Here is a 20162-nt window from a genome sequence, read left to right as displayed (position 1 = left end):
TTCATTGGAGATATTAGTTGTTTGAGTTTTCTTTAATTCCTTAATAAAATAAGAAGGTCTTAGCTCAGTATATTTATAAAATGCTTTTGAAAAAGATTCCGCTTTATTAAAACCGACTTCGTTGGCAATGGCTTTAATGGTATATTTTCTCCAGAGTTTATTGTTTTTCAATTGTTCAATACAATATTCGATACGGAGCTGATTAATATAATTGGAAAAAGAAGTCTGTTTATAGTGATTCACTACTTTTGATAAATAGCTCGCATTGGTTTCAAATTGTGAAGCTAGATTTTGAAGATTTAAATTTACATTGACAAACTCGTTATTATCTTCAAACTTTTCAAGTTGTTTAAGAATGTCCGTAACAATACTTTCAGAAAGTTCTAACTTTGGTTTGGAATCTTTAATTGGAGTTTTTATTGATGTTTCGATATTTTTTTTCTTGTCACTGGTTAGAACTTCAAAGCGTTTCCTTTGAATTCTGTTTTTTCTAACTTGATAAAAAATAAAACCTATTGAAATAGCTAATAGGGAAATAAAAACAAATTGATTCCTTCTTGATCTAGCCTCTATCTCTTCAACAATTCGTTTTCTTTCAGCTAATAGATTGGGGATATCAAACTCATTGGTAAATGTTTGTTGTATTTTGTTCTTTTCTGTGAGTTCGAATTCTTTTAATTCTAATAACTTATTGATATAATGGAGCTGTTTTTCTAAATCTTGTTGTTCTTTATAATAATTTGCAAGGAAAGAGAAAGAAGAATTGAGAGAATGGATTTTGATTTTTCTTACATTATAAATTGAATCAGCATTTGAATGATATTTAAGGGAATTTTGTAAGTCTTTAATGCTATCGTAACATTTACCAATTTCTGAATACGCTCGACATAAGACTTTATAATTCTCATCTTCAATTAATGAAGGGATAGCTTTTTTTATGGCTAAAATAGCTTTGTCATATTGTTTTAGTTTAATAAAGGCATTCCCCCTTAAAAAGTATGAAAAGTTTAAAAATATAGGTTCTTTTAAGTCACTGTATAGTTTTATCGCTTCATCACTATACTTTAATAAAGAATCAACTTTGTTCAGTCTTTGATATTGGGTTATTATATTTAAAGGTAATGAAAGGTAGGTATCATTATTATAAAGTTCATTTGTTTTTTTGGCGTAAGTGTAGGCCTTTTTATAAAGTGTTATTGCTTGACCGTATTTTTTTAAGTATACTTTTACTAAACCTAGTCTAACTAAATATATATTATTTAAACTGTCATTTGGATATCTTTTTAGGAAGTTCTTGGCTAGGGTTAGTTCTATCAGAGCTTCGTGTCGGTTTCCATTATGAAACAAGAAATTTGATTTTTCTAAATGGATTGAGGTAGGAAAAGTTTTAGAAATTTTGTTTTTACATATTTCAATCAAAGAGTCACAGTAGTTTAAATATAAATCATCATCGTTTTTAATATCGGCTAGATAGTATTTCCCATCAAGCATTTTCATAGTATCTTTCTCTTTCAGAGCTTTCAAGTAATAACTATTAGCATATAATATAGCTTTTAAAGTATCTGGTTTGCTTTCATAAAATAGATCTTCTAACTCTCGAAAACTTTTGGAAGCTAAGGAGTCAGGAATGGCTATGTCGTGTTGCGAAAAGCTGCGATGATGTACTAAAAATATAAAGGTAAGACTCAATAAAAACCTTAAAAACATACTTATTAGAATAAATTAACCATACCAAAACTACGTTTTTTAAAAAACTAATACTAATAAATAACTTATTGATATTTAGTGCCTTTTTAACTTTAAATAGGTCGATATTTATGAAAATCGACCACTATACTTTGCGAAAAACCTGAGAATTTAAGTACTTTGGAATACGTACAAAAGGGTTCTCTACATTATGTTATAAACGGGAAAATCAATTGAAAAAGAAGTCTAAGTTTAGGAACCCTTTTTTTTATTCTATGAAATTCTCGAAGATATAAGGTTCGAAGTTAGAATCTTCTAAAAGTTAAAAAGTTATAAATTTTTGTTATTCTTAAAATGTAAAGCTAACTTTACGTAAAGTATACTTTACATTTTAATATTGTAGGATTATGAAATTATTACCACATCGTTTTAAAAAAATAGGTTTATGTATTAGTCCCATAGGTTTTTTATTATGGATTTTTATGCAAAGAGGACAACTTGAAGCATTTGCAAACTATATTGGATTAACTAATCCAAAAGCTTTAAATACACCAATTGCCATTATTGGTTTTTTCTCTTTCTTGTTTGGAATATATGCATCAACATTTTCTAAAGAAAGAATAGAAGATGAGATGATTCAAAGTATTCGATTAGAGTCTTTTCAATTTGCTGCTTTAACTCAGATAATTTTTATCATTCTTGGTTTTATTGGAATAGGAATAAAGAATCCCTCGGAGGTGGGGTTAATGTTGTTTTTTATCGTTATCATTTTCATTTTCTGGCTGACCTATTTGGTTCGATTTAATTATGTTCTTCACTTTAAAAAGGGGATCAATGAAGAATAACCTAAAGAAATACCGTAAAGATAAAGGGTTTACACAGGAAGGATTTGCAGAACTTCTCGGAGTGTCCAGACAAACTGTGATTTCTGTTGAATCAGGTCGTTATGTTCCTTCGACCGTATTGTCATTAAAAATGGCAGAGTTTCTTAATCAGAAAGTGGAAGATCTTTTTGAGTTAGAGAGTAGCGATTTTGAAAAATAATCATCATCATTTATGGTGAGTTTGATGTTTGCAATGAGCTTAAACCGTTTTCGATATAAATTCTTACAAGAAATAAAAAAAGTAATTGCTCATTTTTATTTAAAGAATTACATTTGTCGCATAAAACGTAACACGAATGCCAACAACACAACAACTTCAAGATTTTACACAACAAGTTCGTAGAGACATTGTTCGTATGGTTCATGCTGTAAGTTCAGGACATCCAGGTGGATCCTTAGGATGTGCAGAGTTTATTTCATGTTTATATCAAGAAATTATGGATTATTCTACCGATTTTAAAATGGACGGTAAGAATGAAGATTTATTTTTCTTGTCTAACGGACATATTTCACCAGTTTACTACAGTGTTTTAGCGCGTAGTGGTTTCTTTCCTGTAGCTGAATTAGCTACTTTTAGAAAGTTAAATACTCGCTTACAAGGACACCCAACAACTCATGAACATTTACCAGGTATACGTATTGCCTCTGGTTCTTTGGGTCAAGGAATGAGTGTTGCTATTGGAGCGGCTGAAGCTAAAAAGTTAAACAACGACGATAAAATTATTTACTCTCTTCATGGAGATGGTGAATTACAGGAAGGTCAAATTTGGGAAGCTGCTATGTACGCTTCCGCTAAAAAAGTTGACAATTTAATCGCCACTGTTGATGTTAACGAAAAGCAAATTGACGGTAGTACTGATGAGGTGTTGGCAATGGGAAGCTTAAAAGCTAAGTTTGAAGCTTTCGGTTGGGATGTTTTAGAAATTAAAGAAGGAAACAACGTAGAAGCAATATTAAAAGGAATTGCTGAAGCAAAGGATCGTACTGGAAAAGGAAAGCCTGTATGTGTATTATTGTACACTGAAATGGGTAATGGAGTTGATTTCATGATGGGAACACATGCTTGGCATGGTAAAGCGCCTAACGATGAGCAATTAGAAGCTGCCTTAACTCAAAACCCTGAAACTTTAGGAGATTATTAGGAGTTTTGATAACTGAAAATATAGAAACGCTATTGTAATTTACAATAGCGTTTTTTTATGATTTTTTTTTGAAAATATAAAAGGAATCTCGTAAGTAAAAATGTAAATTTACGTCCATATTATTCGGTAATAAAAGTTAAGGAATAGAAACATTATTATCGACTGCAATTAATAGTAAATGATAATTGTAAACCTGAACATGTTTCAAGTTGTCATTAGAATTTATTTTTTGTAATATGATAAGATTCCGATATAAATTCGGAGTGACTTAGAAATTAAAAATATAGCTTGAAATGAGCTGTTAAAATAAACCCAATCAATAAAAATAAACACATGAAAATAGGTATTGTATGTTATCCTACCTTTGGAGGTAGTGGTGTAATGGCAACTGAATTAGGTATGGCATTGGCCGATAAAGGGCATGAGGTACATTTTATAACATACAATCAACCTGTACGCCTTGATTTTATTTCGCATCGTTTGCATTTTCATGAAGTAGTTATTGAAGAATATCCTTTATTCCAATATCAGCCTTATGAATTGGCATTGTCAAGTAAAATGGTGGAAGTAGTTGAAAAACACCAATTGGAAGTACTGCATGTGCATTATGCTATACCACATGCTTATGCTGCTAATATGGCAAAGAAAATGTTGTTGGATAAAGGTATCCATGTGAAGGTTGTTACAACCTTACATGGTACTGATATAACGCTTGTGGGAAGTCACCCTACCTATAAAACAGCTGTTGAATTTAGTATTAATAAATCCGATGAGGTAACGGCTGTATCGAATAGTTTAAAGGAAGATACCTTACGTTTGTTTAATATCGAAAAAGATATTAGAGTCGTTTATAATTTTATTGATGGAGAAAAATATAATAAAGAGAAAGAAGAAGAATGTAAAAGAGGAGCATTAGCCAATCATGACGAGAGAATTTTAACGCATATCAGTAATTTTAGACCAGTGAAACGAACTGATGATGTAATTAAGATTTTTTACGAAGTTCAAAAAGAAATACCGTCAAAATTATTAATGGTGGGAGATGGACCAGAAAGAATAAAAGCGGAAAACTTAGTAAATGAACTTGGGATTGAAGATAGAGTGTTGTTTCTTGGAAATAGTGATGAAGTAGCAAAAATTCTGTGTTTCTCCGATGTGTTTTTACTTCCTTCAGAAACAGAAAGCTTCGGATTGGCGGCATTGGAAGCAATGGCAGCTGGTAATGCGGTTATTTCAACTAATACAGGAGGATTACCAGAGGTGAACATTCATGGTAAAACTGGTTTTTTAAGTAATATTGGGGATATACATGACATGGCTACGAATGCAATAAACGTGTTAAAGGATGACTCCGTTCTTGATAAGTTTAAACAAAATGCTATGGAACATACATCAGTATTCTCTTTAGATAATATCTTGCCTCAATACGAGAGTATTTATAAAAAGTGTTATATTAAGGCATAGAATTATAGATGTATGGATTTCGATATTATTTGGAACCAGTATAAGAATGAGCTTTTTTATTTCGTAAAATTGAAAATTGAAAATCAAATTGATACTGAGGATTTAATTCAAGAGGTTGCTTTAAAATTTTATAAACAACTTACAAAGGGAGTTCCTATTGAAAACAATAGGGCTTGGCTATATCGAATTACTAACAATTTAGTTATTGACTATTATAGAAAAAAAGGAAAAGAAAAAAATACTTCAATTTTCTATGATATCGAAAAAGGTAATGAAGAGGGAACATGTGTTTGTGAATTATCAGGATTTATTATTCAGAACTACCTTTCAAAAGAATATGCGGAACCATTGTTTTTAAGTGATATCGAAAAAATTCCTCAGAAACTTATAGCGGAAAGACTTAATTTATCTCTATCAGCAACAAAATCTCGTATCCAAAGAGCTAGAATTCAATTAAAAAAGTTAATTGAAAGTTGTGTTGATTTGCTGTTTAATAATCGGGGGGAGTTAGTGGACTTTACATTAAAAGATAGTTGTAAACTACCAATTGAATTAACCGATGAAATGCAAAAGATGAATATTATTTTATAGTTTCTGCATCTTTTTTATGGTGTGCTACGTCTTCAATGAAAAATAGACGTAATGAACCATACTAAAATTTTATCTTACACCGTAGTTCCCATTCTTATATCGATAATATCTTTACTAGTGTATTGGATTATTAAAACCCAATTTTCTTATGAATTAGGAACTTATTTCATATTCTTATTCACAACTGCTTATCTTTTATTTTTTGAAAGAATAATCCCATTTAACCCAGAATGGAAGGTTTCGAAAAAAACAATATCCATTGAAATAAAACATTTTTTGTTTTCTACAGCAATTATTGATGCTTTGGCAAACACATTATCCTTATCATTAGTACTCTATTTAAAAGCTACTGTTTTTAAAACAACAATCGAATGGGATATTCTTCCTTTTTGGATTAGTTTGATATTAGCGGCAATTATTGGAGAGTTTTTCCCTTATGTCTACCATAGATATAGTCATGTAGGAAGTATAACCTCTAAATCGAGTATTTTCTTTTGGAAAATTCATGCAATTCATCACATACCTACAAGTATAAACTGGTTTAAAACTAATTGGATTCATCCGTTAAACACTTTTTTAAATGTTCTTTTTAAAATGCTACCATTATTAGTTTTAGGATTTAATGAAGAAATATTGTTTATCATTGGAATTATAAATATTGTTGTTGGGTATTTATCTCATGCCAATATTAAAGCAAACACTGGGATTTTAGATTATATCATTATAACACCTAAACTTCATCACTTTCACCATAGTATAAAGCTGGAAGAAGCAAAAAATTATGGAAATACGCTTCCTTTTTGGGATCTAGTTTTTAATACATACTACAATAGAAAAGGCAGTGTTGATAAAGTAGGTGTGTCCAAATCAGAATATTTACAGTACCCCGACATCAACAATTATATGAAGCAATTACTCTTTCCTTTTCAAACGAAAGAATGCTGTAAACTCCGAAAAAGTTAGCAGAATTAGAGTTTTAAGTATAAAGCAAAAAAAAATCAGGAATAACTCCTGATTTTTTAATTTATGAATTATAGAACTGTAAACTTTCTTTGATAAGATCATTCGGAACTTTACAATCTATTTTGAAATTTTCATAATTTTCTAATAACACAAAATTGATTTCACCACCAACATTCTTTTTATCGTGCTTCATTAAACCAATAATATCATCAACATCGCTTTCTTCGATTGTTGTTTTTCCATAAATCGTGATAATCGCTGACTTGATTTCATGAATATATTCTTCAGGGAAATTTAAAACTTTTGAAGAGAGATAAGCCTCACATACCATTCCAATCGCAATTGCCTCGCCATGTGTAAGATTCTCCTTGGTTTCACTATCTAAAAAGTAAGACTCTACACCATGTCCTATGGTATGACCCCAGTTTAAAACCTTACGAATACTTTTTTCTTTTGGGTCTTCTAAAACTACTTCATTTTTAATCTCAATTGAACGATGAATCAAATCCACAATATTCAAATTAGGGTTGTCTTTTATTTCATTGAATAAACGAATATCATGTGTCATTCCATATTTGATGATTTCGGCTGTTCCAGATCGTATTTCTCTTGGAGTTACAGTATGCAAGTATTCAGGATCAATAACAATCATTTCCGGATTCGCAAAAACACCTATTTGATTTTTTAAAACCCCTAAATCTACTCCAGTTTTTCCTCCAACAGAAGCATCTACCATACTAAGTAAGGTAGTTGGAATATTTATAAATTCAATTCCTCTTTTAAAAGTAGAAGCAACAAAACCACCTAAATCTGTTATAACACCTCCACCTAAAGTAATTAAAAGGCTTCTTCTATCGGCACCAAGTTCTGTCATAGCATTCCAAACACCAATACAGGTTTCCATGTTCTTATAAATTTCTCCAGCATCAATTTGGATAATTTCTATGGGCTTATCAGTTTGTAATAATTGCATAAACCTAGGATAGCAATGCTCAAAAGTATTCTCGTCAACTAAAATAAAAATAGAAGAATATGCTCTATTTTTAATGATTGAAGCTAATTCATTGTAAGCCTTTTCTTCGAAGTGAACTGGGTAGGTCGCTGCCTGAATAGATTTCATTTGTTATGTTTTTCTAAAGACGCAAATTAAATAGAAAAATTTGAAATATATCATACCTTACAACTATATTTGTTGCGGAGATTAATAATAACATTACTTGTTAATGAAACTATTTGACAACACAGAAACAGCGTTTAAGTTAAAAACGGATTCTGAATTAGAAAGAGCGTATTTCTTATTCAAAATGATTCAAAACCAACCAATGGTTCGTATTGGTACAGCAGTTACAAATTTTGCTTTAAAAGCTCATTTACCTGTTGAAGGATTAATTAGAGCCACTGTATTTGATCATTTTTGTGGTGGTGTAACCGAAGATGATTGTTTACCTAATATCGAAAAAATGTTCGATAAGGGAAATGTTCATAGTATTTTAGACTATTCAGTTGAAGGTAAAGAGGACGAAGAGCAGTTTGAAAATGCATTAGAAATGACGTTAAAAACGATCAATTTTGCTGCAGAAAAGCAGTCAATTCCTTTTGCTGTTTTTAAACCAACTGGATTTGGACGTTTTGCTTTGTACCAAAAGTTAACTGAAGGGAAAGAGCTTGATGCAGAAGAGCAAGTTGAGTGGAATAGAGTAGTAGAACGTTTTCATAAGGTATGTAAATCAGCTGCTGAAAAAGATGTTCCTTTATTGATTGATGCTGAGGAAAGCTGGATGCAAGGAGCTGCTGATGATTTGATAGAAGAGTTAATGGAAGAGTACAACAAAGAGAAAGCTGTTGTATTTAATACATTGCAAATGTATCGTCATGATAGAATGGAGTATTTAAGATCTCTTCACCAAAGAGCACACCAAAAAGGTTACCATATTGGAATGAAAGTAGTGCGTGGTGCTTATATGGAAAAGGAAAGAGCTAGAGCGGAAGAAATGGGATATGAATCACCTATATGCGTTGATAAAAATACTACTGATATTAATTATGATGAAGCTATCACTTATATGATGGAACATAAGAATATGGCCATTTTTGCGGGTACTCATAATGAAGATAGCTCATATTTATTAATGGAGTTAGCAAAAAAGCATAATATAGCTTCAACAGATAAACGCATGTGGTTTGGTCAATTATATGGAATGAGTGATCATATTAGCTTCAACTTAGCAAAAGAAGAATATAATGTGGCAAAATATGTTCCTTTTGGCCCCGTTAGAGATGTGATGCCATATCTAATAAGAAGAGCTGAGGAAAATACTTCGGTTGCTGGACAAACTTCTCGTGAGTTAAACTTGTTGAAAACAGAGAAAAAAAGACGTAAACTGTAATGAATACAGTTGACGAAATAAAAGAAGCGATTCAAAAAAATAAAAAAAGACTAGCTCAAGAGCTCAGAGAGAGCAAAGAGCTAGTGTTTTTAATTAGAAAGTCGTTTTCTACCTCATTAACAGATGAGGAAAAAAGAAAGGTAAAAGAGCAAACATTAGATATTTGTAAAGCCATTCCTGCATTCACTGTATTTATGCTTCCAGGTGGTGCATTGCTTTTACCTTTATTAATTAAGTTAATTCCTGACATTTTACCTAGTTCTTTTCGTGCAGATGACAGCGAATTAAAAACAGATGAAGAAGAATAAATGATAAACTATTTTTAAGTTTATTAAGAGATTACTTTAAATTTTTCATCCCTAATAAAAAAACTTCAAATATTACATAATAATACACTACTTTTGCGCCAAATTTAACGTAGCAAAATGCAGTCAATTAGAAACATCGCTATTATAGCACACGTTGATCACGGTAAAACTACCTTGGTTGATAAAATTATAGATCAAGCTAAAATTTTAGATGAACGTAAGGAACGTACAGATTTATTATTGGATAATAACGATTTAGAGCGTGAGCGTGGAATCACTATTTTATCGAAAAATGTATCTGTAAATTATAAAGGTGTAAAAATTAATGTAATTGATACTCCTGGTCACGCCGACTTTGGTGGTGAGGTAGAGCGTGTATTAAAAATGGCCGATGGTGTTCTTTTATTGGTTGATGCATTTGAAGGACCAATGCCTCAAACACGTTTTGTTTTAGGAAAAGCAATCGAATTAGGATTAACTCCTATTGTTGTAGTAAATAAAGTGGATAAAGAAAACTGTACTCCTGATTTAGTTCACGAGAAAGTTTTTGATTTAATGTTTGCTCTTGACGCAACTGAAGAGCAGTTAGAATTCACTACTATTTATGGTTCTGCTAAGAATGGATGGATGAGTACGGATTGGCAAAAGCCAACGGAAGATATCGTTCCATTATTAGATGCTGTTTTAGAAACAATTCCTGAAGCTCCTTATAGAGAAGGATCTCCTCAAATGCAAATTACATCGTTGGATTATTCTTCATTTAAGGGAAGAATCGCAATTGGACGTGTATTTAGAGGTGATTTAGAGAAAAACAAAGATTATATGCTTTGTAAGTCTGATGGAACAACTAAGAAAGTTCGTATTAAAGAGCTTCACGTTTTTGAAGGAATGGGGAAAGCTGAAGCAGATAAAGTAAGAAGTGGAGATATTTGTGCGGTAACTGGATTAGATGATTTCGAAATAGGTGATACAATTGCGGATTTGGAAGCTCCTGAAGCAATGCCTAGAATTGAGGTAGATAAGCCAACAATGAGTATGTTATTTACCATTAACAACTCACCATTCTACGGTAAAGAAGGAAAGTTCGTAACTTCTCGTCACTTACGTGATCGTTTATATAAAGAAACTGAGAAGAACCTAGCTTTAAGAGTTGAAGATACAGATACTGAGGATAAGTTTAATGTTTTTGGTAGAGGAATTCTTCACTTATCGGTATTAATTGAAACAATGCGTCGTGAAGGATACGAGTTACAGGTTGGACGTCCACAAGTTATTTTAAAGGATGTTGACGGTGTAAAGTGTGAGCCTTATGAAACACTTGTAATTGATGTACCTGAAGATTTAGCTAGTAAAGCAATTAACTTAGTAACCATGAGAAAAGGTGACTTATTGGTTATGGAGCCTAAAGGTGATTTACAGCACTTAGAATTTGATATTCCTTCTCGTGGATTAATTGGGTTACGTAATAAATTATTAACAGCAACTCAAGGGGAAGCTATTATTAACCACCGTTTACGTGGATATGATTCATATAAAGGAGAGTTCTCTGATTTAGTAAATGGAGCGATTGTTTCTTCTGAAGCAGGAAAAGCTACAGCTTATGCAATTGATCGTTTACAGGATAGAGGTAAGTTCTTTATTGACCCTAACCAAGAAATTTATAAAGGTCAGGTTGTTGGAGAAAATGCAAAACAAGACGATTTAGCAGTGAACTTAATCAAAGGAAAGAAATTAACTAACGTAAGAGCTTCTGGTTCTGATGATGGTGTTAAGATTGCTCCAAAGATTGATATGTCGTTAGAAGAATGTATGGAGTATATTAAAGATGATGAGTATTTAGAGGTAACTCCTGAGAGTTTACGTTTACGTAAAATCAACTTTGTAAAGTAACATATAAAAATATATTTTTACATAAAAAACCACCCAATTTTGGGTGGTTTTTTTGTATTGTATTAGCTTCTTTGCTTTAGTAGGAATTCATCAAATTCTCTTTTGTTGGCATTGAAATTTAAGAGATCACGAAGCGTATAAAATTTATCTTTCTCATTTGAGTGTTGAAAGCTATATTTTAAAATATCTAGTTTGTTGTTTTCAAAGTTAAATTGGTTTACAATTAATGAGATTTGATGTATATCAAAACAGTTTTTTGCAATATGAGCTTTAGCAATGTTAATTTTTTCTTTAGAAAATTGCTGATCTTTTATTGTTTTTAAAATGTAATCGAATTCACTAGGAGAAGTTGCACATTCATTATGGTTATTCTGAGCAACAATCTGTTCTACTTTTTTGTTAATAAAGCTAATTAATTGTTGCTTCTCAAATTTATCATCAATTAATTGTTTAACATAAAAGTAATTTTCAATATCGTAGGCATAATCTACTGCATAACTCAAAAATATTGAACGATTTTCATCACTATCTAATGTTTGAGCAAGCTTCATAATCTCTTCTGTGCTTAAACATGAATGATATATAGATTTCTTTAATTGACTCAGTCTGTAATTTTCATTTTTTAAATCTTCAACTTTATGAAGAATTTCCTCAAAAGCATATTGACTAATTGGGCGTTCGCAGTTACTTGAAATAACACCGTTATATTTAAACGGGTCGGGGAAGTGAATTTCACGTTCATCTTCTTTAGTACTTCCTTCCGTTTCATGGTAAAGCTTAATAGCATAAGAAAAAGAATGAAAAGAGTCGTAAACCTTAAAAAAGTTTTTTTTGTCTATAATAGTGGGATAAGCTTTTAAACAAACTTTGTATTTCATTCTGTCACTTCTGAAGTAGCTACACATGTCAATTAAGTCAATAACCAAAAGATTATGATGACTTATATAGTCAATACTTTTGTTGTAATTGTAATCTTTTACTTGCTCTTTTTTTCTAAGTTCACTTTTAAAAGATTTATAATCATCTGTTTTATGTTGGCCAAAAGTTACACTTGTAGCAAAGAATAACGATAGCAGGATAGTTTTTAGTTTCATACCGATAATATTTTGATTATATCAGTTCGTTTATTCAAAGAGTGTGCCAACAAAAATAAAGGGCTAAAATTTAACTGTTAAAAAAAGGAAGTACGTATAAAAAAGAAAAGTCACCAACATAATTGCAAGGGTAATATACAAGGGGAAAATGCAAATATTATTGGTAACTTTTTTAAAACGAAATATAATGATAAGGGGAATATCAATTATTTTTCTCAAATGTATAATTAAAAATCAATGAAAAAATCCGTGTAGTAATTTTGAAGTGCATTATTCTATTTGTTTAGATATAGAAGTTTCAAAAGAAAGCTAAAGTCGATTTAATGTTGCTTTTTTGAGTTTAGAAGGTTGTAAATCAGTTTTTTATAGTTATTCGTCTTTTGGTTAGGTATTTGCATTGATTGAAATGTGAAAAATATTGAATTTTACTGTTAATATTATAGTTAAAAAGTGTTGTGTAGTATAAATGAAGTAATATTTTTGAAGTTTTGTTTTTATATTGATAATTAACGGTTTGTTTTCTAAAGTGCTGTTTTTTATTGGGTTATCTTATAAAAGCCTTATATTTGCAAGGGATTTGTTAGTTGACTTTCAGGTCTGTGGTTTTTGGGGTATAATTTAGATGTAGTATAAATGATGTATGCGTTGATATTAAAAGGGCATTTAAAAAGATGGGGGTTTGTTTTAAGTGTATGTGCGTGTTGCTTCGCTTTTCAACTGAAAGAAAAAAAAGCTGATCACGGAGATACAAATAAAAAAATTGTTAAAAGTTTCTATGATTTTATTGAGTCAGAAGATAAAGGATTACTAGATTCTTTATTGCTTCATATAAGACGAAATGAGTTGAAGTTTGAAGAGGATACCATAAATAGTAAAATACTTTATTTAAAAGCAGTTAATAATCTCAATTTATTGCGATATGCTGATGCAGAAAATTTTTATTCTAAGTCATTTGAATTAGCTAAAAAAACAAATGATTATTTGTTAATGGGATTGGTTTATAATGATAGAGGTGTTATAGCATCTAAAAGTAGAAGAAATTTTTTAAAGGCAGAAGAACATTATAAGCAAGCTGTTGAATATTTTAAAAGTGGAGGTCTTTTAGTTTCACAGCTCGGTACCTATTATAATTTGACAATCGTTGGAAAAAAACAAGGAGATTGTGAAAAGTCTCTAAACTATGCAAGGGCTTGTTTAGAATTAATAGATAAAATTCCTAATAGTAGAAATCTGTTAAAATTGTTATATATAATTAAGGCAGACTGTAATGTTAAACTGGGAAATTATCAAGAAGCTCAAAAAGACTTTATGCTAGCTGATAGCGTTATTTCGGAAGAAGATCCCCAACGATCTTTATTTTATTTGAAGTATGCTAAATACCATGAGTTACGAAATGATTATAGTAAGGCTAATGAGTTGTATAAGAATGTTATAACGCTTAGAAATAAGGAGAAAAGAGTAACTGAAACTAGTTTAAAGGAGGCGTTTGAAAGAGAATTGGGGTTAGAAAATAAATTAAAAAAGGATAAAGAGGTTGTCATAAAGTCTCAAAGACGAGTACTTTATTTAGGAGGGCTCATTATTGTTGTATTGATTGTATCATTGTTTTTGGTGTATTACTTGGCGAAGAAAAATAAAGAAAGAAGTAAGGAGATATTTAAATTGAATTCCAATCTTAAGAATTTAGTTGTCGATTTAAAAGAAAAGAACATTGCCTTGGAAGATAATAGAGAAGAAATTGAGCATTTATTGAACTTAAATGAGCAAACATTATTTTCAAGAATGTTAAAGATATCTACTTACAACGATTCTATAGAAAAATTAAGCGAAGAAATAGATTGCTATATTGATAATAATAATGATGTTCCTATTTATTTAATGTCACTTAGAAATAAACTTCAAGCACTAATTTCTGAAGAAGAGTTATGGGAAGATTTTAAAGTGCAGTTTGAAAAGATTAGACCTAATTTCTTTGATAAATTAAAGAAAGTAGCTCCAAATTTATCCGTAAATGATTTAAAGCATTGTACTTATATAGTTTCAAATTTAAAAAGTAAAGAAGTTGCTCAACTTATAAATGTTTCACCAAGGAGTGTTGAAACAACTAGATATAGAATTAAAAAGAAAATTGGGTTAGAAAAAGAAGATAGTTTATTTGAACTGTTAAATGAGCTTTAACAGAGTTGTGTAGAGCGCAAGCTTTTGGTTAAAGTGATTTTTACAAATGTTATTAAATTGTTATATTTAATATTAATTATTACATTTTCAATCAATGTAGTACATTTGTAGTGAACTTTAACTTTGTCTTTTGCCAATTAAATAGGGTGAAATGGATTTTTTAATAGTTGATATTTTATAGGGTGTTTATTGGTTATGGTTTTGAGTAGAATATTTTCAATATCTCTTATATTCTTCATTGTTTTTATTAGTTCTTCAAAAGCACAAGAAGGAGGGGGGAAATTTACTGATGTTAATTACCAAGATAAAATTATTGAGGTTTTTAATAATTTCAAAGAAACAGAAAATACTTCTGAAATTGAAAGTATGTTAATGTTTCTAAAGAAACATGATAGGATAAAATTAAACGATACGCTTAATAGTCGGGTTTTATACTTGAAAGGTGTATATCATATTTTATCATTACATAGGTATAAAGAAGCAGATACAATACTACAGAAGTCTTTTAAACTCGCTATAAAAACAAAAGATCGACTACTTCAAGGATTTGTATATAATGATAGAGCTATTTTAGCAAATTATATATATGATGATTATGAGGAGGCAGATATCCTTTATAAAAAAGCCATTCAGTGTTTTGAAGAAATAGGGAATGACTATAAATTAATTGAAACCTATTATAATTTAACTGTTAATTCTCGCGAATTGTTTAGGTATCATGAAGCAATTGAATATGCTCAAAAGTGCCTTCAATTGATAGGTGAAGATGAAGATTTGCTATTATATTATAAGAGGATTTATTATTTAATTGCTGATAGTTATATAAAGCTTAAAGATTTTGAAAAGGCAGAAGAGTATGTCAATGTTTTAGAGAAAAAATTAGAAAAGAGTAATTTAAAAAATAAAGTGCGTACATATGCCTGGTTTCATGAGGCTAGAGCAGATTTAAATGTTTCAAAAGGAGAGTTTCAAGAGGCTGTTACTAACTTAAAAAAATCAATTCTTTCCTGGAGAGAACTTAATGATGCAACAGTAAAATCTATTGATAAATCGTACAAAAGAGAATTAAGTTTAGAAAAAGAACTTAGAAAAGATAAGGATGTTATAATAAAAGATCAAAGAAAAATACTATTGGTAAGTTTCTTGGCGATAACATTACTTTTTGGATTGATATTTCTTCTTATATTTTTCTTTAAAAAAAATAAAACCAAAAACAATCAAATATCGAAACTAAATCAAGAACTAAATAACCTAATAACCGAACTAAAAGATAATAATATTGATCTGAAGGAAAAGAAAATTGAAATAGAAAACTTACTTAAACTAAATGAACAATCGCTTTTTTCGCGTGTTTTAAAAATCTCCACTTATAACGATACCATTAGAAGAATTAGTAATGACATTGATAGTTATATGGATGGTAATCCATCTGCGTCAGGTTACTTAATGACGGTTCGAAAGAAACTGGATACACTTATTTCTGAAGAAGAATTATGGTCGGATTTTAAAATACAATTTGAGAAAATCAGGCCAGAATTTTTTAACAGATTAAAAGAAGTTGCTCCTGATTTATCTGTAAATGATTTAAAACATTGTACTTACGTTGTTTCAAACTTAAAGAGTAAAGAAGTGGCACAGTTAATAAATGTGTCACCGCGAAGTGTTGAAACAACAAGGTATAGAATTAAGAAAAAAATTGGACTCGAAAAAGATGATAGCCTCTATGATTTATTGGCGAGTTTATAGTGCTCACTAGCATTTGCTATATTTTATTAGAGGAGGAGTCGTGTAGTAATATTGTTTAAGTAAAATTAAAAAGGTTGGGTAAAGTAGTTTTATTGAAAGTATATGTAGTTGCTTGTTTATTAATTTCTTTTAAAAGTGTTGCTTTGGAAGAGGTTAAATTCTTATCTAAAAGTCAAGATTCTGTTGATAACAGTAAAGTATTAAAAGCGTATTATTCATTTCAGAAAAAAGAAGATCCTAAGATTTTGGATTCAATATTGAGTTATTTGAAGGTAAATAATATTCAAATAAAAGAAGACTCAATAAATAGTAAAGCTCTCTATTTAAAAGCTGTAAATAACTATGTGCTTCGAAGGTATGATGTTTGTGAGCAATTTTTAAAGGAATCTCTCAGATTGGCAGAAAAAACTCAAGATATACGGCTAATTGGAGTTGTATATAATATGAGAGGATTAAACGTAACTCAAGATACGGGAGATTTTGTAAAGGCAGAAGAGTATTTAAAAAAAGCGATAGTCTATTTTAAAGCAACAGGTGAGAAATTTCAAATCATAGACACTTATTATAACTTGTTCATGAACTCACGTCGAAGAAAAGAATGGAAGTTAGTCTTAAAATATGCAGATACTTGCATTTCCCTTATTCAAAAAACAGGAGCTAGAAAAAGAGTTTTAAAGACTATATATATACGTAAGGCTCATAGTTATTCTAAGTTGGGTGATTTTAATGCAGCTTTGACTAATTTGAAAAAGGCGGAAGACAATATTACCGCAAAGGATAGAAATGAAAGGAATTTATTGAACTATGCCTATGCTGAATATCACATGGAGAAAAAGGAGTTTGAACAAGCCGCAAAGAGATATAAAATGACACGTGATTCAGTAGCGAAGTTGAATTTTGAAACTCAAAAATTATTAGGAAAATCTTTTGAAAGAGAGTTGGAGTTAGAAGGACAGTTAAAAGCCGATAAAGATAAAATTATTCAAAGCCAGAATCGATCTTTATTCTTTGGAGGTATTGCTTTAGTCGTTTTAATAGTTTTAGTTTTTGTATTGGTCTATAATTCTAAAAGGAACGGAAAGAAGAATATGGAAATTGTTGAATTAAATAACAGTTTAAATAGATTAATAGAGGAGCTTAAGGGAAAAAATATTTCATTAGAAGAGAAAAGGATGGAAGTAGAAAATTTTTTAAGACTCAACGAGCAGTCTTTGTTTTCCCGTGTCTTGAAAATATCAACATATAATGATACTATCAGAAAAATCAGTGCTGAAATTGATAATTACATGGATATGAATCCATCTGCATCTGGATATTTAATGACAGTAAGGAAAAAACTTAACATTCTTATTTCTGAAGAAGAATTATGGGATGACTTTAAAGTTCAATTTGAGAAAATCCGCCCAGAATTTTTTAATAAACTAAAAAGAGTAGCTCCTGATTTATCTGTTAATGATTTAAAGCACTGTACATATGTAGTTTCAAATCTGAAGAGTAAAGAGGTCGCTCAATTAATAAATGTATCGCCAAGAAGCGTTGAAACAACTAGATACAGAATAAAGAAAAAGATTGGTTTAGAAAAAGATGATAGCCTCTATGATTTATTGAGCAACTTGTAAAATTAAATACTTGTAATTATCACAAAAAAATCATTGAATAACGATTTTCCTATAAAAATTGTTAGGAATTTGCCATTCTTTTAAAATGTAGTTTTGAGGTGTTTGTGTTTAAGTGTTTGTTTGTTAGTTGTTTAATGGTTTGTTAGAGGTCTTTTTTTATTATTTTCCTGTTTGTGATTTTTAATTTTTTTCAATTTTACTCAAAAAAACAAAACTTAACAAAGTATTGTAAATCATTGAACTATGGGGTTATGAAGTACATTTGTAGTATATTTGCTAACGAATTTTTTCCACCTAAAAAACATAGATTATGTTAATGAAAAAGCTATCTATTAATATTTTACGACGATTCTAAAAATCATGATTCAGAATAGAATATTTATATTAATTATGGGGCTGTTTTTGTTATTGAAAACGAACATTAACGGGCAAACCAATGACCTTTTACTAACCAATCAGAACATAAACAAGAAGATAAGTGAAGTATATTATAACTTCTATGAGACCGATGACACAAGTCAGATAGAAGAAATCTTATCATTTCTTAAAAAGAATCATGATTTAAAGCTTCATGATACAATTAAGAGCAAAGCGTTATATCTTAATGGTGTCTATCATATTTTGTCTTTACATCAATATAAAGAGGCTAATGAGCTTCTCGATCAGTCATTTGTATTCGCGTCTAAAGCCAATGATCATTTATTGAAAGGATTGATATATAATGATAAATCTGTTGTTAATGGGTATCTGACTCAAAATTATAATGCCTCGAACATTCTTATTGAAAAAGCAATTAACTCTTTTAAAGAGGTTAATAATGTCAGAAAACAAATAGAGAGTTATTATAATTTAACATTAAACCTTAGAGATTTAAAAAAGTATAGGGAGTCTATAGATGCGGCCAATAATTGCTTGAAGTTAATAGGAGATGATCAAAAACTATTGATCTATTACAAACGCATTTTTTATAAAATAGCAGATAATTATATTCGATTAAAAGAGTTTGATAAGGCTGAAGAGTATATTAAAATTCTTGAAGGACATTTAAAAAATAGTAATCTCGATAATAAGGTTTTGACCTATGCATGGTTTCATGGTGCAAATGCAGATTTGGATATTTCAAGAGGAGATTACAAATCGGCTGTTGATAACTTAAAGAAATCGATCATTTCATGGAGAGATTTAAATAATGAAAATAAGAAATCAATCAATGAATCGTATGAAAGAGAATTGTCTTTAGAAAAGCAAGTTAGGAAAGAAAAGGAAGTGATTATTGGTGACCAAAGAAAAATTTTATTTATCAGTTTTGTTTCTATTGTACTTTTATTTGGGTTGATTTTCTTGTTGATTTTCTTTTTTAAGAGAAATAGAAAGAAAAATGAACAGATCGTAAAGTTGAACGATGAGTTAAATGATTTAATTGTCACTTTAAAGGACAACAATCTTATTTTAGAGGAAAGAAAGAAGGACATTGAGAGCTTATTGAAGCTAAATGAACAGTCGCTATTTTCTCGAATCTTAAAAATATCTACGTATAACGATACCATTGGAAAAATTAGCGACGATATTGACGCATATATGGATAGTAGCCCAAGTGCTCCAGGGTATTTAATGACGGTTAGAAAAAAGTTGAAATCATTAGTATCTGAAGAAGAGTTGTGGGAGGATTTTAAAATTCAATTTGAAAAAATTAGACCAGAGTTTTTTAATAGATTAAAAGATGTGGCTCCTAACTTATCCGTAAACGATTTAAAACATTGTACTTATATCGTTTCAAATTTAAAAAGTAAGGAAGTGGCCCAGTTAATAAACGTGTCTCCTAGAAGTGTTGAAACTACACGTTATAGAATTAAAAAGAAGCTAGGTTTGGAGAAAGAAGAGAGTTTATATGATCTTTTGGCAGAACTCTAAAAAAAATTACCAAGAGCAGAAAATCTGTCTTGGTAATAAAAATCAACGGTAAACTTTAAAAGGGGGACTCTCTCAATTGAAAGTCTATTTAAACTATATCTGTGACAAATGTATATTGAGTTGCAAGACTTTTTTAGTATGTAGTGCCTTTTTGCAGGCTGTGTAGTACGTTTGACGTGGGATAACCTTAAATTAAGGTTATGAATTCACTTTAAATGTTAATTATTTAAAGATTGTTTTGTCAATTAAAATATTTTTTTAAATATTTGTATCATTATTAAAACAAAGAAATGACTTTT

Annotated in this window: 16 protein-coding genes; 13 read left to right on the top strand and 3 right to left on the bottom strand. The window is 30.0% G+C overall.

The window, feature by feature from the left end:
• Window positions 1–1707 (bottom strand): helix-turn-helix domain-containing protein (locus ACKTTV_RS14720; protein WP_408031612.1); only part of this gene is annotated, 1707 nt, incomplete at its 3' end.
• A 386-nt stretch (window positions 1708–2093) separates the two neighbouring features.
• Between ACKTTV_RS14720 and ACKTTV_RS14715 the strand changes: the two genes are divergently transcribed.
• The 6 genes from ACKTTV_RS14715 (at window position 2094) to ACKTTV_RS14690 (ending at window position 6730) form a co-directional block, all read left to right on the top strand.
• The gene (locus tag ACKTTV_RS14715) at window positions 2094–2531 is read left to right on the top strand and encodes a hypothetical protein (RefSeq protein ID WP_408031611.1); all 438 of its coding nucleotides are present in this window, start codon (window positions 2094–2096) and stop codon (window positions 2529–2531) included.
• The gene (locus tag ACKTTV_RS14710; RefSeq protein ID WP_408031610.1) at window positions 2521–2730 is read left to right on the top strand and encodes a helix-turn-helix transcriptional regulator; all 210 of its coding nucleotides are present in this window, start codon (window positions 2521–2523) and stop codon (window positions 2728–2730) included. The genes ACKTTV_RS14715 and ACKTTV_RS14710 overlap by 11 nt, the downstream gene beginning before the upstream one ends.
• A 136-nt stretch (window positions 2731–2866) precedes the next feature.
• Window positions 2867–3712, top strand: coding sequence for a transketolase (locus tag ACKTTV_RS14705; RefSeq protein WP_408031609.1), 846 nt, complete (start codon window positions 2867–2869; stop codon window positions 3710–3712).
• 333 nt (window positions 3713–4045) lie between these two features.
• Entirely contained in the window at window positions 4046–5176 is a 1131-nt protein-coding gene (bshA, locus tag ACKTTV_RS14700) for an N-acetyl-alpha-D-glucosaminyl L-malate synthase BshA (protein WP_408031608.1), read from the top strand.
• Window positions 5177–5188: 12 nt separating this feature from the next.
• Entirely contained in the window at window positions 5189–5767 is a 579-nt protein-coding gene (locus ACKTTV_RS14695; RefSeq protein ID WP_408031607.1) for a sigma-70 family RNA polymerase sigma factor, read from the top strand.
• Window positions 5768–5818: 51 nt separating this feature from the next.
• Window positions 5819–6730, top strand: a complete 912-nt coding sequence (locus ACKTTV_RS14690) for a sterol desaturase family protein (protein ID WP_408031606.1) — start codon at window positions 5819–5821, stop codon at window positions 6728–6730.
• A gap of 61 nt (window positions 6731–6791) precedes the next feature.
• Here ACKTTV_RS14690 and aroB read toward each other — a convergent pair whose 3' ends face one another.
• Window positions 6792–7850, bottom strand: coding sequence for a 3-dehydroquinate synthase (gene aroB / locus ACKTTV_RS14685; protein WP_408031605.1), 1059 nt, complete (start codon window positions 7848–7850; stop codon window positions 6792–6794).
• Between the two features lie 103 nt (window positions 7851–7953).
• Between aroB and ACKTTV_RS14680 the strand changes: the two genes are divergently transcribed.
• From ACKTTV_RS14680 to typA, 3 genes are all read left to right on the top strand, one after another.
• Window positions 7954–9117, top strand: coding sequence for a proline dehydrogenase family protein (locus ACKTTV_RS14680; protein ID WP_408031604.1), 1164 nt, complete (start codon window positions 7954–7956; stop codon window positions 9115–9117).
• A complete protein-coding gene (locus ACKTTV_RS14675; protein ID WP_408031603.1) occupies window positions 9117–9425 on the top strand; it encodes an LETM1 domain-containing protein in 309 nt (102 codons plus the stop codon). The genes ACKTTV_RS14680 and ACKTTV_RS14675 overlap by 1 nt, the downstream gene beginning before the upstream one ends.
• A 117-nt stretch (window positions 9426–9542) precedes the next feature.
• Window positions 9543–11315 carry a translational GTPase TypA gene (typA, locus tag ACKTTV_RS14670; RefSeq protein ID WP_408031602.1) on the top strand — a complete coding sequence of 591 codons (1773 nt, stop codon included), beginning with the start codon at window positions 9543–9545 and terminating at the stop codon, window positions 11313–11315.
• Window positions 11316–11377: 62 nt separating this feature from the next.
• Here the strand turns inward: typA and ACKTTV_RS14665 are convergent, their stop codons facing one another.
• The gene (locus tag ACKTTV_RS14665; RefSeq protein ID WP_408031601.1) at window positions 11378–12409 is read right to left on the bottom strand and encodes a DUF4476 domain-containing protein; all 1032 of its coding nucleotides are present in this window, start codon (window positions 12407–12409) and stop codon (window positions 11378–11380) included.
• 633 nt (window positions 12410–13042) lie between these two features.
• On the opposite strand from ACKTTV_RS14665, the gene ACKTTV_RS14660 reads away from it, so the two are divergent.
• From ACKTTV_RS14660 to ACKTTV_RS14645, 4 genes are all read left to right on the top strand, one after another.
• Window positions 13043–14587 carry a tetratricopeptide repeat protein gene (locus ACKTTV_RS14660; protein WP_408031600.1) on the top strand — a complete coding sequence of 515 codons (1545 nt, stop codon included), beginning with the start codon at window positions 13043–13045 and terminating at the stop codon, window positions 14585–14587.
• Window positions 14588–14788: 201 nt separating this feature from the next.
• Window positions 14789–16333, top strand: coding sequence for a tetratricopeptide repeat protein (locus ACKTTV_RS14655; RefSeq protein ID WP_408031599.1), 1545 nt, complete (start codon window positions 14789–14791; stop codon window positions 16331–16333).
• A 74-nt stretch (window positions 16334–16407) separates the two neighbouring features.
• Window positions 16408–17952, top strand: a complete 1545-nt coding sequence (locus tag ACKTTV_RS14650) for a tetratricopeptide repeat protein (RefSeq protein ID WP_408031598.1) — start codon at window positions 16408–16410, stop codon at window positions 17950–17952.
• Between the two features lie 360 nt (window positions 17953–18312).
• Window positions 18313–19863, top strand: a complete 1551-nt coding sequence (locus tag ACKTTV_RS14645) for a hypothetical protein (RefSeq protein WP_408031597.1) — start codon at window positions 18313–18315, stop codon at window positions 19861–19863.
• Window positions 19864–20162: the final 299 nt, after the last annotated feature.

This window comes from Tenacibaculum xiamenense (assembly GCF_964513065.1).
Lineage (GTDB): Bacteria > Bacteroidota > Bacteroidia > Flavobacteriales > Flavobacteriaceae > Polaribacter > Polaribacter xiamenense.
The sequence above is the reverse complement of the archived record's forward strand: the minus strand, read 5'-3'. Positions and strand labels throughout refer to the sequence as shown.

What these genes read in the sequence shown, in the direction of transcription:
- ACKTTV_RS14715 (WP_408031611.1), top strand. Translation starts at nt 2,094, where the DNA reads ATGAAATTATTACCACATCGTTTTAAAAAAATAGGTTTATGTATTAGT.
- ACKTTV_RS14710 (WP_408031610.1), top strand. Translation starts at nt 2,521, where the DNA reads ATGAAGAATAACCTAAAGAAATACCGTAAAGATAAAGGGTTTACACAG.
- ACKTTV_RS14705 (WP_408031609.1), top strand. Translation starts at nt 2,867, where the DNA reads ATGCCAACAACACAACAACTTCAAGATTTTACACAACAAGTTCGTAGA.
- bshA (WP_408031608.1), top strand. Translation starts at nt 4,046, where the DNA reads ATGAAAATAGGTATTGTATGTTATCCTACCTTTGGAGGTAGTGGTGTA.
- ACKTTV_RS14695 (WP_408031607.1), top strand. Translation starts at nt 5,189, where the DNA reads ATGGATTTCGATATTATTTGGAACCAGTATAAGAATGAGCTTTTTTAT.
- ACKTTV_RS14690 (WP_408031606.1), top strand. Translation starts at nt 5,819, where the DNA reads ATGAACCATACTAAAATTTTATCTTACACCGTAGTTCCCATTCTTATA.
- aroB (WP_408031605.1), bottom strand. Translation starts at nt 7,850, where the DNA reads ATGAAATCTATTCAGGCAGCGACCTACCCAGTTCACTTCGAAGAAAAG.
- ACKTTV_RS14680 (WP_408031604.1), top strand. Translation starts at nt 7,954, where the DNA reads ATGAAACTATTTGACAACACAGAAACAGCGTTTAAGTTAAAAACGGAT.
- ACKTTV_RS14675 (WP_408031603.1), top strand. Translation starts at nt 9,117, where the DNA reads ATGAATACAGTTGACGAAATAAAAGAAGCGATTCAAAAAAATAAAAAA.
- typA (WP_408031602.1), top strand. Translation starts at nt 9,543, where the DNA reads ATGCAGTCAATTAGAAACATCGCTATTATAGCACACGTTGATCACGGT.
- ACKTTV_RS14665 (WP_408031601.1), bottom strand. Translation starts at nt 12,409, where the DNA reads ATGAAACTAAAAACTATCCTGCTATCGTTATTCTTTGCTACAAGTGTA.
- ACKTTV_RS14660 (WP_408031600.1), top strand. Translation starts at nt 13,043, where the DNA reads ATGATGTATGCGTTGATATTAAAAGGGCATTTAAAAAGATGGGGGTTT.
- ACKTTV_RS14645 (WP_408031597.1), top strand. Translation starts at nt 18,313, where the DNA reads ATGATTCAGAATAGAATATTTATATTAATTATGGGGCTGTTTTTGTTA.